This window comes from Sphingomonas sp. (genome assembly GCF_050725575.1).
Taxonomy (GTDB): Bacteria; Pseudomonadota; Alphaproteobacteria; order Sphingomonadales; family Sphingomonadaceae; genus Sphingomonas.
On record NZ_JBOHHW010000002.1, the window covers coordinates 239,064 to 254,673 of the forward strand.

Genomic DNA, 15,610 nt, shown 5'->3' on the forward strand with positions numbered 1-15,610 from the left:
CTAGACCGGCAGCGTCGCCTCGCCCGACTTGGGTACCTTGCGGAACAAGGCCCGGTCGGCGGGGCGGAACGCCCATCTGAACAGCACGTACAAATAAGTGCCGCAGATTGCCGGGATGCCGATCGCGGCCTCCGCCCATTCATAGCTTTTGGGCAGGGCGGTGAAGGCACTCCCGACCAGTCCCGCCGCCAGCGCCGCCCAGAGCAACGGCCAGCGCCAGCCGGCGACGCGCGCGCTGAGCAGGCGCGACAGGAATGTCGATTTGATCACCGACGTTATGCCGACCGACAGCAGCAAGGCGATCGCCGGTCCCGCCGCCTGGTAATTGACCGGCCATCCGCCGCTGCGGATCGCGAGGATCAGGGTGAAGCTCAGCGCAATCTGGAAGCACAGCATGCCGAGCGAAATCAGCAGGTTCTTCATCCGTGCGATATAGACCAGCGCGCTCTCGCATACCGCGCCGGTCGAGGCCGCCGCTTCCGCCGACAGCAGGAAGGCGAGCGCCGCGGTGCCGGCGACGAATTGCGGCCCGACCACGCCCATCACCGCTTCGCCGGGGATCGAGCCCATCAGCGCGAGGCCGACCTGCGCCGCCATGATCCAGAAGCCGACCTGTCTGACCTGCGCTGCCACCGCCTCGCGATCGTCGCGGGCGAGCGCAGTGGTGATGACCGGACCGAGGATCGGGTCGAAACTGGTCTTGAGCTTGGCCGGGATCGAGGCGACCTGCTGCGCCATATAATAGATGCCGACGATCCTGGGTTCGAACATCACGCCGAGGATGAAGCGGTCGACGTTGCGCGTGCCCCATTCGACCGCATCGGCCCCGGCAAGCGGCACGTTGCGCCCGGCCAGCGCGAGCAGCGGACGCACGCGCGGTTTCCAGCCATGGGGGATGCCATAGCTGCGCACGAACGGGATCAGCGACGCGATCAGTGCCGCCGCCATCGACAGGATATAGGACAGCACCAGCCCGTCGCGCAGCGAATAGAAGGACAGCGCCCAGGCGGCGGCGCTGATCGTCCAGGGTTCGACGATCGCGCGCGCCGTCACCGTCGCCTGAACGTTGCGGCGATAGGCGAGCGCGGCGAGGCTGACGTCGGACCAGGCCGTGGCGAAGATGATGCACGGCAGCCAGCGATCCATGCCGGTGATCGGCGTATTGGGGTACATCGCCTCGGGAAAGGTGATGAGGATCGCGCTGGCGACGAGCGAGACGACGAACGCCACCGCCATCGCGTCCCATACGACATGGACATGCGGCCGATCGGTATCCGACAAGGCCTGGGCGAGCCCGCGCTTCAGGCCGAGCGTCGCAAGCAAGGCGGCCAGCTCAACCACGACCACCGCGATCGCGAAGCGGCCGACCGTCTCCGGCCCATAGACGCGGCCGGCGATGAACAGGAACGGCAACCGTGCCGCGAGCCGCAGCAGGAATCCGATGATGTTGGTCCGGCCACCCTTGGCGAGCGCGTTCAGATCATCGATGTCGCCCGTGGCGGAGGTCAATGCGCCGTGCCCCAGCTCTTCCCCGTACCGATCTCAATGCCGAGCGGCACGTCGAGCACCACCGCCGGTTCGGCGGCGGTGGCCATGACGCGTTCGATCACCGGCCTCGCCGCATCGACATCGCCTTCCGGCAGTTCGAACACCAGTTCGTCATGCACCTGGAGCAGCATGCGGACATTGGGCAGCCCCGCTTCGATCAGCGCCGGCCCCATCCGCGCCATCGCGCGCTTGATGATGTCGGCGCTGGTGCCCTGGATCGGGGCGTTGATCGCGGCGCGTTCGGCGCCCTGGCGCTCATGCTGGATCTTCGACTTGATGCGCGGGAAATGCGTCTTCCGGCCGAACAGGGTGGTCGTATAGCCCTTGTCGCGCACCGTCTCGATCGTCTGGACGATATAATTGTTGATCCCCGGGAAGCGCTCGAAATAGCGGTCAATCATCGCCTGCGCCTCATCCGCCGTGACGTCGAGCCGGCCGGCCAGGCCCCAGCGGCTGATGCCGTAGAGGATCGCGAAGTTGATCGTCTTGGCACGGCCGCGCGTGTCGCGATTGACCTCGCCGAACAATTCCTGCGCAGTCAGGCTGTGAATGTCGTCGCCGCGGGCGAACGCGTCCTTCAGCGCAGGGACATCGGCCATATGCGCGGCGAGGCGGAGTTCGATCTGCGAATAATCGGCGGCGAGCAGGACATTGCCCTCCTCCGCCACGAACGCATCGCGGATCTGCCGGCCGACCTCGGTGCGGATCGGGATATTCTGCAGATTGGGATCGGTCGAGGAGAGCCGCCCGGTCTGTGCGCCGGTCAGCGAGTAGCTGGTATGGACGCGCCCGGTCGCCGGGTTGATCTGCGCCTGCAGCGCATCGGTATAGGTGGATTTGAGCTTCGACAGCTGACGCCAGTCGAGCACCTTGCGGGCAATGTCCTTGCCGGGCGAATCCTTGTCGGCGGCGATCCGTTCCAGCTCGTTGACGTCAGTCGAATAGACGCCCGACTTGCCCTTGCGGCCGCCCTTGATGCCCATGCGCTCGAACAGCACATCGCCCAATTGCTTGGGGCTGCCGATGGTGAAGCCGCCGCCGGCCAGGGCATGGATCTCGACCTCGAGTGCGCCCATCTGGTGCGCAAACTCGGTCGAGAGCTGCGCCAGCTTCGCTGCATCGACCCTGATGCCGTGGCGTTCCATCTGCGCGATCACTGGCACCAGCGGCCGGTCGACCATCTCATAGACTCGCGTCACCTGTTCGGCAGGCAGGCGCGGCTTGAAACGACGCCAGAACCGCAAGGTGACGTCAGCGTCCTCGGCGGCGTAGCGCGTCGCCGTCTTCAGGTCGATTTCGGCGAACCCGCGCTGGTTCTTGCCGGTGCCGACCACATCCTTGAAGGCAATGCAGCTGTGCGACAGATGCGTCGCGGCGAGTTCGTCCATGCCATGCCCATGCAGCCCCGCATCGAGATCGAAGCTCATCAGGATCGTATCATCGAACGGCGCGACGTCGAGTCCGGCGCGGCCAAGCACGATCATGTCGTATTTCAGATTATGGCCGATCTTCAGGACACTCGGATCCTCGAACAGGGTCTTGAGTTTCGCCAGTGCAGTGGCGCTGTCGATCTGCACCGGCACTTCGGCGAACATGTCGGTGCCGCCATGCGCAAGCGGGATATAGCAAGCGAGGTTGGGGTGCAGTGCCATGCTCACCCCGACCAGCTCGGCGCGCGTCGCATCGACTCCGGTGGTCTCGGTATCGATCGCGACCCAGCCCTGATGTTTCGCGATGGTGATCCAGCGGTCGAGCGCGGCTTCGTCCACCACCGTCTCATAGGCATCATGCTCGCACGGCGGATCTTCCTCCTGCGGCACGGTCGAGGTCGGTGTCTCGACCGGCGTATCGGCAACCGCCGAGAGCTTGGCGAGCAGCGACTTGAAGCCGTGATGTTCGAGGAAGGCACGCAGCGGTGCCTCGGGAATGCCCTTCAGCTCAAGATCGTCGAGCGGCTCGGGCAGCGGCACATCGCATTTCAGCTCGACCAGCACCCGGCTCAGCCGCGCCATATCGGCCTGCTCGATCAGATTGTCGCGCAGCTTGCCCGGCTTCATCGACGGCGCGGCGGCAAGCACGCCCTCCAGATCGCCATGTTCGTTGATCAGCTTCGATGCGGTCTTGGGGCCGACCCCGGTCACGCCGGGCACATTGTCGACGCTGTCGCCCATCAGCGCGAGCACGTCGCCGAGCCGCTCGGGCCCAACGCCGAACTTCTCCTGCACATGCTCCGCACCGAGCCGGCGATTGTTCATCGTGTCGTACATGTCGAGCCCGGGCTCGATCAGCTGCATCAGATCCTTGTCGGAGCTGACGATCGTCACCAGCCAGCCCTGCGCCAGCGCGGCCTTGGCATAACAGGCGATGATATCGTCGGCCTCAAGCCCCTCGGTCTCGATGCATGGCAGCGAAAAGGCGCGTGTCGCATCGCGAATCATCGGGAATTGCGGGACCAGATCCTCGGGCGGTGGCGGGCGCTGCGCCTTGTACTGATCGTACAGTTCGTTGCGGAACGTATGACTCGACTTGTCGAGCACCACCGCCATGTGCGTCGGCCCATCGGCCTTGTGCAGCTCGTCGGCGAGCTTCCACAACATGGTGGTATAGCCATAGACGGCGCCGACAGGCTCGCCATGTACGTTGGTGAGCGGCGGCAGCCGGTGATAGGCGCGGAAGATATAACCGGAGCCGTCGACGAGATAGAGATGAGGCATGACGAGGGAATAGCAAGGACTGCGGCGCGATGCGACCCGGCTTGCGCGATCCGATGAATCAGTTCGGTTTCACGCAGCAAAAGGGTCCCGTCGCGATGGCGCGGGCCCGCATCGCAGGCGGCAGATAGTGGCAGCCGATTACCGCGCCGCTCGATCCATGCGCGCGCATCCAGGTCATCGGATCGCCGGCGGACCCATTCCACACCGACAACAGTCCCAGCCGATGGACCGGGCGATACCCTTCAGAATAGGCAAAATAGGTCAGATCGTCGATCAGCACGCGAGGCGATTCGGGGGTGATCCCGCATTTCGCCCCAGCCGACACGATCTGTCGCCGGAGTGCGGCATAGCCATAGGCACCGAGCGAATAAGGCTGTTGCGCGACATAGCCGCCATGCCCGCTTACCGACCATAATCGTGGCCCGTAGATGCCGATCAGCGCCACCTGGCTGATCAGGGAAACGGCGGCGATCACCCATGCGACCGGCGCCAGCCAGCGTCCTTCGCCCGGCATCACCGCCAGGATCAACGCGAGCGCCGCGACAATCACCGGCATGTACAGCGCCGCCTCATAGACGCCCTTGTTGAGCTGCAGCGCGGCCCAGGCCGTCGCGCAAACGATCAGCGCAAGCGCGATCAGCAGCGGTTTCCAGCGCCGGTCCGGACGAATCATCGTCAGCACCAGCGCAACCAGCCCCGTCGCCAGAGCGACATTCCACACGCTATGGCCAATGCGTTTCCAGATGCGCTGTGCGTCCGGCGAGATCAGATCCGACGGCAGCCAGTCGGACATGTAAAGCCGCTTCGGCAGCGACAGTTCGATATAGCCGCCGGGGACCATATTCCCGATCAGGTCCGGCGCCATCGACACCATGCTGCGCCAGCCGCCGCCGAGCAGCAGGATCGATGCATTCTCCTCGGCCAGCTTCGCCGCCAGCACCGGATCGTCGGGACAGGCGAAGCGCTGCGACCAGTAACGATAGCCAAGCCATGCCAGCGCGAAGAGCAGGGTGAGCGCGGCGCCGCGGACCAGGAAGCGCCGGTCGCCCTGACGGCACAAGATGATCGCGAGCACGAACAGCGGCAGATAGAAAAGTGCTTTTAAATGATAGCTGATCGCCAGCAGCGCGAGGAACAAAATGGCCGCAACCGGCCCGATGGGCAGCGCATCCGGATTGCGCGGGCGCCTGAGGGCGATCAGCGTGGCGGCCAGGACCGCCAGCCATAGCGGTTGTTCGGGACGACTCCATACCAGCAGCAACGGCAGGACGCCGATCCCGAGCAGCGCGAAGCACAGCAGATCGATGGTCGCGCGCCGCCGCACATCATCGGTCGTGCGGCGGATCAGCGTGCGGATGCCGAAGACGCCCAGCACCGCACACCCCACGCCGGACAGCCGGATCAGCGCGGGGTCGGACAGGAAGCGAGTCAGCAGCGAACTGAACCAGCGCACCGGCATCATGAAGAACGCGGGAGTCGCGTTGGTGTTCGCGCCGCAGGTTTCCGCGAGAAAGCGATCGACCCCGCCATCCTGCAAATAGCGCGACAGCTGGAAGCGCCAGCCGACCTCGTCGGTGTAGATCGGGAGCAGCGATCCGAGCGCAAGCGACGCCAGCAACAGGACCAGCATAAGGGTCGCGCCGCGTCGCAGCACGACCGCATTCGAAAAGGCCAACATTTGCTGGCGTTTAGCCGGATCGATCGACCATGGCGATGGCAAGTTCATAGTCGATCAGACGGAGTCGTGGAAGATTATCCCCAAAGTGTGCCGGGCGCCCGAGCGCAGCGTGCTGACGCCGTGGCGCATCGTCACGCGGTAATCGCCACGACCGCCGTGCACGGGACGATGATTGACCGCAAAGACCACGGCATCGCCTTGCTGCAGCGGGACCACCTCGACGCGCGACTGCATGCGCGGCCGCTGTTCGGTCAGCACGAATTCTCCACCGGTGAAATCCTCTCGCGGCCGCGACAACAGAATGGCGACCTGCAACGGAAAAGCGTGCTCGCCATACAGATCCTGGTGGAGGCAATTATAGTCGCCCGTGCCATAGCGCAGCAGCAATGGGGTCGGGCGTTTCTGGCCCGCCGCGTGGCAGCGTTCGATGAACGCCGCATGATCTCCCGGAAACCGCGCCGCACTGCCCAGCCGTTCTGCCCAGCCGTTGGCGATCGGCTGCAGATGGGGATACAGGCCTGTGCGCAGACAGGCGATGGCGGGTGGCAGCGGATAGGCGAAATAGCCATAAGCGCCGCGCCCGAAACCATGGCGCGCCATCACGATCCGGCTGCGGAACAGTGCATCGTCGTCATAGCATGAGGCAAGGGCGGAACAGGTGTCGGCGTCGATCAGTCCCGGCAGGACGGCTGATCCGCATGCGTCGAGCGATGCGAGTGCTTCGGGCCAATCCTGCGCGGCGATGCGGGTTTCGATGTCGGTGATATCCATGCCGGTTCCATCGCACCGCCAGTACCGAATGGCACTCCGGCGCTTGCGCTCGAACCCTAGAGCGGCTGCGCCCGGCACGTGCCGAGCCAGCAGGGCGGGCCCCAGGCAAGCTGCGCCTTCCAGCGAGCGACCGGCGCGACGGGGCCGGGCGGCGCGAACGGCGCGCTCGTCCCGGGGCCGCCAGCCGGCCAATCCAGGCCTGCAATGCCGTTCGGAACCCATTTGGCACCGGGGGCGAAATTCCGTCTCAGCGCAAGCAAGCGGACCTGGCCGCCATCCGGGCCGCCATCCGGCACCTGGCGATACTCGAACACATTGCGCATCGAACCGGTCGGGTCGACGGTCGCCGAGCGCGCAAAATAGACCACGTTCCAGTCGGCACGCGGTGGTGCAATGACGTCAATGCGTCGCGCGGCTTCGTCCGCCCCGGCGGGTACGGCGACGAGGCGCAGCCCGGTCAGCAGGAACGCGGCTGCCAGAGTGGCAATGGCCGATCCGGGTGCGGCGCGCGCGTCGCGGATCAGCAGCCACGCCATCAGACCCAGCAACGGCAGGATCCATTTGAAATAATGCAAGCCGTTGAAGCGCCATAATCCGGTTGGGAGCAGGTCGATATAGGCAGCAAGAACAAGACTATAGCTGACCGCCGCCGTCAGCAGGCAGGCGGCATAGCCCCGGTGCCGTGGCGTTCCTGTTCCACGTAACAGCACGAAGAGTGACCCCGCCAGTCCCAGCGCGATCCACGGAATTCGGGTAAACAATCCCGTGCCACGCGGAAACCAGGGTGAGGGATCGACGAACAGGATCGACATCTTCCAACCCAGATCGGAGAACCGCGTGCCGATCTCGACCGACAGCTGGGTATAATCGCTCAGCGCCGCGCCATAGATGCTCATATGGAGCGCGACATAGCCGAGAATCGGCACCGCGGCGGCGGCGAGCGCTGCCGCGACATGACGCCAGCTCAGCGCACCACGCCGCGCGAGCAGGGCGGCAAGGAACAGGCAGAGAATCGCCGGCACGATGATATCGGCCGGCCGGGCGAGCGGCACCAGCGCCGCGACAAACACGAAGCCCGCGACATCGCGCGGCCGCACCGGAGTCTCGCCGAGGGTCAGGTCCCCGGCGCGCGCCATTAGCCACCAGAGCAGAGCGGCGGACAAAGTGGTCGTCCAGGGCTGGACCCAAGCCTGCCAGAGCTGCGGCGGCCAGGCGATGCTGAGCAGCAAGACGATGAGTGCCGCACGCTGGCCGATGCCGAGATGTGCTGCGACACGGATCAGCGCGCGCACCATCACGGCGACGCAGATCAGGTCAAGCGGCAGATAGGGATTGCCCGGCATCAGCGGCACAAACGGCACGGCGAGCAGCGGGTAGAGTAAGGGATACCAGTGATTGTCGGGCGACAGGTCGCCCTGCGCCAGTGCCAGGGTGGAGCGCAGATACTGGCCCTGGTCGAACCAGCCATGCCATCTCGACCCGGTGAAGAGCTCGACCGGTCCCGATTTCAGCATGCAGAGCAACAGATAGACGAGGGTCGCTATCAGCGCCGGGCGCCAGTCCCGCCACACGGCCGCCAATTGGCTGGCGCGGAATCCCGGCCCGTGGTTCTGCCTGAGCCCGCCCATCAGCGGCGGGATACAGGATCGCGCCGCGGGGGCAAGTGGCGCCGCGTCAGCATCGATGGTCCGCCGCGGCGCTCGGCATGACGGGCATAGGACCGCTCAGTGACCCCAGCGCCGCATCACTGCCTCGATCTCGTAATGCTTTGGTCCGGCGATCGGGCAAGCGCCCGGACGGCGAAAGACGCAGAATTCCTGCGGTGCGCCCTTCCGACCCGGCGCGCAATACGTCGCCCGGTATGCCGGGCCAAGGCCGGCACCGGCGGCAAGCGGGGCGATCGCGACATTGAAAGCGCCTCGCCAGGGCGCGGCGACCTTGGCCGCGTCGGGACCGTAGAAATTATAGATCGGCGTCTCGCGATCATAGAAGCTGTAATTTGCCGGCGCAGGCGGCTTGGGGCTGAAAAATGCCAGACCGCAGGCCGCGGGGTCGACGCCCGCGGCGCGGATCGCGAGCAGGATGGTGCGATGCGATTGCCATAATTTCTGCGAGCTCCCCGATACCGCGGCGATGCCGGACAGGATCGTCCAGGCAGCGATCGTGCCGATCGCCGCCCATGTCGCGGTGCGTCGGCTTGCCGTGCGCGTCACCCGGGCCAGCAAGTCGCCGCTCCCCAGGCTGGCCAGCAGAACGAACAATGCCAGCGTGGGCAGGATGAAGCGCATTTCCTTGTGCGGGATCACCGAATGCGCGGCAAGATGGACCAGTGCGAGGATCAGCAGGGCGGGATGGCGGCGCGCGCCGACCAGCGCGAGCGGCACAATAAAGAGGGTCGCGATGCTCCAGTTCCGCACCGTCTGGGTCAGGTACCAATACCAGGGCTCGACCCCGAAGCTGGCGCTCTTGTGCTCAATCAGGTTGATGCGGAAATTCTCGATCATCCACCGGAATGGAACGTCCCCGGCAATCACGTCGACACCTGCCGAGATCGCCAGCGCGACGATGCCGCCCATCATCATCGCGGTCCAGCGGCGTATGTCGCGACCGCCGCCGATGATCGCCAGCGCGCCGACGATCGGCGCCATCTGCAGCCGTGCGCATACCGCCAGCCCCAGCAGCAGCCCGGCCAGTGCGAGCTGACGCCGGCTGACGTCAGCGCCTTTCCCGATCAGCAGCCATGCCGCGGGCAGGAACAGCGACAGCGAGATCGGTTCGGACAGAGTGCGCGGGCCATAGAACAGCAGCTCGCTCCACACCGCAGCGACGATGCCGGCGATCAGCGCCTGGCGCCGCCCGGCGAGCGCGCCGAAGCGGTAGCATGTCCACACCAGGGTGAGCGATCCGAGCGCGCACAGGAAGCGCGGCAACAGGACCGGCAGCATGGTTCCCGGCGCAATGAAATGGCCGATACCCATCGGGCCGGCCACCACCAACGGGATCAGCCAGGACCGGATTCCGGCGCGATATTCCCAGGCGCGCACCCAGGTGCCGTTGGTCAGATAATGTGCCGGCTCCAGATATTGCCAGAGCTCGTCGGGATGCGCGATCGCCGGGATGAAGGCGACTGCGACGCGCAGCGCCAACGCCAGCAGGAGAATGCCCGCCAGCGTCCGATTGGCTCGATGGAGGCTGGTATCCCGGCCGCCTGCCGCGACCGTCGTTCCGTCAGTGATGATTGACCACCACCGCGGCAACCACCGCCTGCATCAGCGCCTGGCGTTCCGGAATCGATTTGAGCGTGTCGCCGATCATCACCGCGAGCGCATAGCTCTTGCCGTCGGGCGCAGTCAGCAAGCCGACATCGTTATAGCCCGCGGTGCGCCCGGCAAGATCCTGGCCGGTGCCGGTCTTGTGGCCGAAGCTCCAGCCCTCCGGCACGGCGCCGCGCAGGCGCATCTTGCCGGTCTTGGACGATTGCATCGTACCGATCAGATAGTCGGTCGAACTGGCTGAAAGCAATTCGCCTCTCTTCAGCTTCACCAGCGCGCCGGCGATCGCCATCGGCGCGGCGCCGTCCGGCGGATCGGTGACGTAGCGCTCGAACGCGGCGATGCGATCGGTTTGCGGCAAGCGCGCCCGCGCGCGGGTAAAGGCGTTGCCAAAGGCATATTCGGGCTTCCAGGCGAGGCCGGCGGTGCCGCTTTGCAGCAGTCGTTCGCCCGGGCCGAAGCGGATATCACCGAGCTGCTTGCGCTGGATGAAGGCGCGCACCGCCTTCGGGCCGCCGACATAGCGCAGCAGCCGGTCATTGGCGGTATTGTCGCTCATCGTCAGCGCACGCTGCAACAGCCCGCCGATCGTGGTTTCATAGCCATCGGCCTTGACCAGCGCGGCGATCGGCTGATGGAACAGGGTCAGGTCTTCGGGCTTCACCGTCACCGGATCGTCGAGCCGCAGCTTTCCGGCGTCGCGGAAATCGAGCACGGTCATCGCCACCCACAGCTTGCTCACGCTTTGTTGCGGCAACAGCACATCGCCATTGGTCTGGACGCTCCAGCCGCTGTCGATGCTGCGCACGGCGATGCCGACGCGGCCGTTGAAGCTGCGGCCCAGCGCCGCGATATTAGCGCTCAGCGCCTGCGGCGCGCTGACCGGACGCGGGGTCGGCGGCGGCACGGGAATGACGAGCTGATAGGCGGGCGCATGATAAACGGGCGCCCGATAGGCAGGTGCGCGATAGACGGGGGGCGCAGCTCGAGAGTCCGCCACTTTCGGGCTGGCCGCAACGCAGGACGCAACCGCCGCCGCGGCGAAGACGATCATCGCCGCCCGCCGCCATCTGGTGTTGGCCCATCTGGTATTGGCCCATCTGGTATTGGATTGCCCAGAATTGATGAGTTGTTCAGTCACGCAACAATGCCCCGCCCCCGGAGAATTTCGACCTTTATGCGCATAATTTTGCTGAGAAATAGCTAAACGCCGAGATTGCGATGAAATGCCGCTGCCGCGCGGTGGGACGGTTCCGTAACAAAATGCGCAACCCACTGACTCTTCAGGGAATCAATACTGTATCGACCGCTTCGGGCAGCATCTCGGGGTAATCAAGCGTGTAGTGCAGCCCGCGCGATTCATGGCGATGCAGCGCCGACCGGACGATCAGATCGGCGGTCTGGAGCAGGTTGCGGAGCTCGATCAGATCCGGCGTGACGCGGAAATGTCCATAATAATCATTCACTTCCTCGGTCAGCAGGCGAATGCGGTGCTGCGCGCGCTCCAGCCTTTTGGTGGTGCGGACAATGCCGACATAGTTCCACATGAAGCGCCGGATCTCGGTCCAGTTCTGCTTGATGACGACTTCCTCGTCCGAATCCTCGACCCGGCTTTCGTCCCAGGCGCGGATCGGCGGTGGGGTGGGCAGTTCGTCCCAATGCGCGTTGATGTGCTTTGCCGCTGCCTCGCCGAACACAAAGCATTCGAGCAGCGAGTTGGAGGCGAGGCGATTGGCGCCGTGCAGCCCGGATTCGCTGCACTCGCCGGCGGCATACAGGCCGGGCAGGTCGGTCCTGCCGTCGAGGTCGATCACCACCCCGCCACAGGTATAATGCTGTGCCGGCACCACCGGGATCGGGTCCTTCGTCATGTCGATGCCGAGGCCCATCAGCTTTTCATAGATGTTGGGGAAATGCTCCTTCACGAACTCGGGGCCCTTATGGCTGATGTCGAGATGGACGTAGTCGAGGCCCAGGCGCTTGATCTCATGATCGATCGCCCGCGCGACGATGTCGCGCGGCGCGAGTTCGGCGCGCGCATCGAAATCGGGCATGAAGCGATAGCCGGTTTCCGGGATCAGCAAATGACCGCCTTCGCCGCGCACCGCCTCGGTGATGAGGAAATTCTTGACCTCGAGATTGTACAGGCAGGTCGGGTGGAATTGCATGAATTCCATGTTCGACACCCGGCACCCCGCGCGCCACGCCATGGCGATACCGTCACCGGTCGCGCCGCGCGGCGCGGTCGAGAAGAGATAGGTGCGCCCGGCGCCGCCGGTGGCGAGGATCGTCGCGCGCGCGGTATAGAGCTCGACCCGGCCGGTCGCGCGATTGACGGCGTAGACGCCCCACACATGGCCCGAGCCCGAATAGCGTTCCTCGTGCCGCCCGGTGGCGAGATCGATCGCGACCATGTCGGGCACCAGGGTAATGTTGGGATGCGCGGTCGCGGCGCGAGTCAGTGCTTCCTGCACCGCCCAGCCGGTCGCGTCGTCGACATGGACGATGCGGCGATGGCTGTGCCCGCCCTCGCGCGTCAGGTGGCGGGCGTCGCCGTCCATGTTGAACGGGACACCCAGAGCGGCAAGGCGTTCGATCGCGGCGGGGGCGCTTTCGACGACGAATTCCACCGTCGCGCGGTCGTTGAGCCCGGCGCCGGCGACCATCGTGTCCTCGATATGGCTTTCGAACGTGTCGCCGGGTTCGAGCACCGCAGCGATCCCGCCCTGCGCCCAGGCGGTCGATCCCTCGTTCAGCCCGCCCTTGGCGAGCACCGTCACCCTGAACCGGTCGGCCAGGTTGAGCGCCGCGGTGAGACCGGCAGCTCCCGATCCGATGATCAGGACGTCGCTTTGCTTGAAATCCGCCACTTCAGCTCCGTTGATGTCGAACGACGTCGAGACACATGCTCGTCGGGCCTGCGTGCGAAGCCTATGCTGGAATCGCGCGGGAAAACAAGCAAACCCTCTTCGCCATCATTGCCGTCGGAACTCCTTATGGCGTCTGCCGTTATGAGTTTGCCAATGGCGTGTCGTGGATAATCCGGCAACGGAACCGGCAGTGGAAGGGGATATGGATGGCGACCTTCCTGGAACAGCGCCTGCGCACCGGTGTCGGACCGGTGCACGTCAATCGGTTCCGTACCCGCATCACGCCACGTGCCGGCATGATTTTGCCGAGCGGTGCCGACCTCGCCAACAAGATGGTCTCGTTCATGAATCCGGACACAGCCACGGTGCACGCCGATCGCCGGCGCTGGAACTCGGCGCCGACTCTGGTCTTCCGGGGTGTCGCGCGAGTCCGTCCTTTTATCGCACTGGCGGGATTGCCGCCTATTCCGTTGCCGCTGCCCCAGGGACTCGAAAAAATCGGCGTACCGCGAATCGTGCGCGACTGGATGATCCCGGACATTCACACCGACACCGTCGGGATAGCGAATCTGAGCAAGCACGCTTTTACGGTGCAGACGCTTCGACGGCAGTTTGAAACGGTGGACGATCGGCGGATCCGTACCGCGATCCAATATATACTGGTGCCGGAACTGGCCGGATTGATCGGCGGGCTCTTCGCCAAGATCAGCGCGCTGGTGTTTGCGGACCAGATTTCCAAACCGCTGGCCGATTATGCGATCATGATCAACCAGTATCATTTCCTTGCCGGGCGGCGATCGTTCCGCATCGGTACTGCGGCGGAGTTCGGCGAAAAAGGCGCGGGCTGGATCTTCGAAACCGCCGCGGTGGAACGCTATTCGCACGAGGCGTTCCGCAAGATGACCGAAACCGCCATGGGCGGGGCGAATGCGGCCGTCACGCCAGTCTGGACTCAGATGGGCGCGCGGGTCGCCAATACCTATGGCACGATGATCGGTTCAGTCGAAGCGCACCATACGGAGATCGGCAATGTTGGCGCGGTGGCGGGCAACGCTCTGTATCGATCGATCGCCACGCATCACGCCGCGCTGCTGCCCTGACCGGAACGAATCCTGTCTGCAGCTAAGCGCATGATATAAAACGAATTTTATGAATTTCTCGCCGAGGCGACGGCGGAAAACATATGCGACAACCGGTGTCCCATATCTCCCGCAGCCCTGCCGCCGCAATCGTCTCGATATACTAGACGTTCGTTGCGCGGGTCAGGTTGAGGAACACATCTTCCAGATCGGCCTCGCGGGTCGACACGTCAACGATGCCATAGCCATCGGCCTGCACCGCCGCGAGCACTTCGCCGGCGTTGGCCACGTCCTTGCGATAGGTGATGGCCAGCGTGCGGCTGCCCTTCAGCTCGATCTTCTGGAAACAGGCCGCGGCTGGCGGCGTCGCGACGTCGCGGTCGACGGTCACTTCGACCAGCTTCTCGGTCGCCATGCCGACCAGTTCGCGGGTCGGCTTGTTCGCGATCAGCTTGCCATGATTGATGATCGCAATGCGGTCGCAGAGCTGCTCGGCCTCTTCGAGATAATGCGTGGTCAGCACCACCGTCACGCCCTGTGCGTTGAGCTGGCGGACATAGGCCCAGAGCTGCTGGCGAAGCTCGATGTCGACGCCAGCGGTCGGCTCGTCGAGCACCAGCACCGGTGGCATATGGACCATCGCCTTGGCGACCATCAGCCGCCGCTTCATCCCGCCCGACAGGGTCCGGGCATAGGCATTGGCCTTGTCCTCCAGATGCACCGCGCGGAGCAATTCCATTGATCGGCGCTTCGCCTTGGGCACGCCGTACAGTCCGGCCTGGATCTCCAGCGTTTCGACCGGAGTGAAGAAGGGGTCGAACAGGATTTCCTGATTGACGATCCCGATCGAGACCTTGGCGTTGCGCGGATGCTGATCAATGTCGAAGCCCCAGATCGACGCGCTGCCGCTGCTCTTGTTGACTAGCCCGGCGAGGATGTTGATCAGGGTCGACTTGCCGGCGCCGTTCGGCCCAAGCAGCCCGAAAATGCTGCCGCGCTCGACATCGAGCGTCACATCATCGAGCGCGCGCTTGCCGCCCGCATAGGTTTTGCACAGATTGGCGATCGAGATTGCGGCTTCCGTCATGGGGCGGGACTTAGGCCGAATATGATCGGTGACAAGTCACTTCGTCGCTTCGGCAGTCAGCACCTGCTCGGTCCGCAAGGTGATGCCGGCGATGTGGTCGGTCACCACCGCACGAACCACATAGGGGCCGAGCTTGTCCTTGTCTTCGATGATCAGGCCCAGCTCGCTCTGGGAAAGCTGGAAATTCTGGTTGTTTGGCGCGGGGCCGACCCATACCGGCGCGCGGTCCTGCCGCGCATACTCGCTTTTGTCGGGCCCAATGACATTGAAATCGACCGTCACATTGCACTGCCCCGTCGCATCTGCCTGGCAGCCGCGAAAGACGATAAAGGTGACGATAGGCTTGTTACGCGGGGTACTGGACGTGGTGGTGAGGTTCGCACCCGCGGTGGGGATGTCCCAATCGGCATGGAATTTCTGCGGGTCGTTCGAGGCGAGTTGAAGGACCGCGAACCCGCCACTCTCCGCCCGATCGGGACTCGGCGCCGCGGGCTTGCCGTTGAGATGAAGCTGCGCAGGCAAAGCGGATCCGGCGCTCAATAGAATAGTAAGACCGGCGGCGCGCGCGGCGGCGAGGATCGGGTGGCTCAT

11 protein-coding genes are annotated in these 15,610 nt (G+C 64.8%); 1 reads left to right on the forward strand and 10 read right to left on the reverse strand.

Features of this window, described 5'->3' with window-relative positions:
- The 8 genes from ACRECS_RS02375 to nadB all read right to left on the reverse strand — a co-directional run bounded on the left by ACRECS_RS02375 (nt 1) and on the right by nadB (nt 12,853).
- Nucleotides 1-1,509, reverse strand: a complete 1,509-nt coding sequence (locus ACRECS_RS02375; RefSeq protein WP_431581342.1) for a lipopolysaccharide biosynthesis protein — start codon at nt 1,507-1,509, stop codon at nt 1-3.
- Complete coding sequence (gene polA / locus ACRECS_RS02380) at nt 1,506-4,262, reverse strand: DNA polymerase I (protein ID WP_431581343.1); 2,757 nt, start codon at nt 4,260-4,262, stop codon at nt 1,506-1,508. The genes ACRECS_RS02375 and polA overlap by 4 nt, the downstream gene beginning before the upstream one ends.
- 58 nt (nt 4,263-4,320) lie before the next feature.
- Nucleotides 4,321-5,940, reverse strand: coding sequence for a hypothetical protein (locus ACRECS_RS02385; protein ID WP_431581344.1), 1,620 nt, complete (start codon nt 5,938-5,940; stop codon nt 4,321-4,323).
- A gap of 54 nt (nt 5,941-5,994) precedes the next feature.
- A complete protein-coding gene (locus ACRECS_RS02390; protein WP_431581345.1) occupies nt 5,995-6,711 on the reverse strand; it encodes a 2OG-Fe(II) oxygenase in 717 nt (238 codons plus the stop codon).
- A 56-nt stretch (nt 6,712-6,767) separates the two neighbouring features.
- Nucleotides 6,768-8,339, reverse strand: a complete 1,572-nt coding sequence (locus tag ACRECS_RS02395; protein WP_431581346.1) for a hypothetical protein — start codon at nt 8,337-8,339, stop codon at nt 6,768-6,770.
- 96 nt (nt 8,340-8,435) lie between these two features.
- On the reverse strand, nt 8,436-9,968 hold the full coding sequence (locus ACRECS_RS02400) for a hypothetical protein (RefSeq protein ID WP_431581347.1): 1,533 nt from the start codon (nt 9,966-9,968) through the stop codon (nt 8,436-8,438).
- The gene (locus ACRECS_RS02405) at nt 9,940-11,037 is read right to left on the reverse strand and encodes a serine hydrolase (RefSeq protein ID WP_431581348.1); all 1,098 of its coding nucleotides are present in this window, start codon (nt 11,035-11,037) and stop codon (nt 9,940-9,942) included. The genes ACRECS_RS02400 and ACRECS_RS02405 overlap by 29 nt, the downstream gene beginning before the upstream one ends.
- A 229-nt stretch (nt 11,038-11,266) precedes the next feature.
- Entirely contained in the window at nt 11,267-12,853 is a 1,587-nt protein-coding gene (gene nadB, locus ACRECS_RS02410) for an L-aspartate oxidase (RefSeq protein ID WP_431581349.1), read from the reverse strand.
- A gap of 206 nt (nt 12,854-13,059) precedes the next feature.
- Between nadB and ACRECS_RS02415 the strand changes: the two genes are divergently transcribed.
- A complete protein-coding gene (locus ACRECS_RS02415) occupies nt 13,060-13,953 on the forward strand; it encodes a hypothetical protein (protein WP_431581350.1) in 894 nt (297 codons plus the stop codon).
- Between the two features lie 142 nt (nt 13,954-14,095).
- Here ACRECS_RS02415 and ACRECS_RS02420 read toward each other — a convergent pair whose 3' ends face one another.
- Nucleotides 14,096-15,019: an ABC transporter ATP-binding protein gene (locus ACRECS_RS02420; protein WP_431581351.1), complete on the reverse strand. Its 924-nt coding sequence runs from the start codon at nt 15,017-15,019 to the stop codon at nt 14,096-14,098.
- A 36-nt stretch (nt 15,020-15,055) separates the two neighbouring features.
- On the reverse strand, nt 15,056-15,610 hold the full coding sequence (locus ACRECS_RS02425; protein ID WP_431581352.1) for a hypothetical protein: 555 nt from the start codon (nt 15,608-15,610) through the stop codon (nt 15,056-15,058).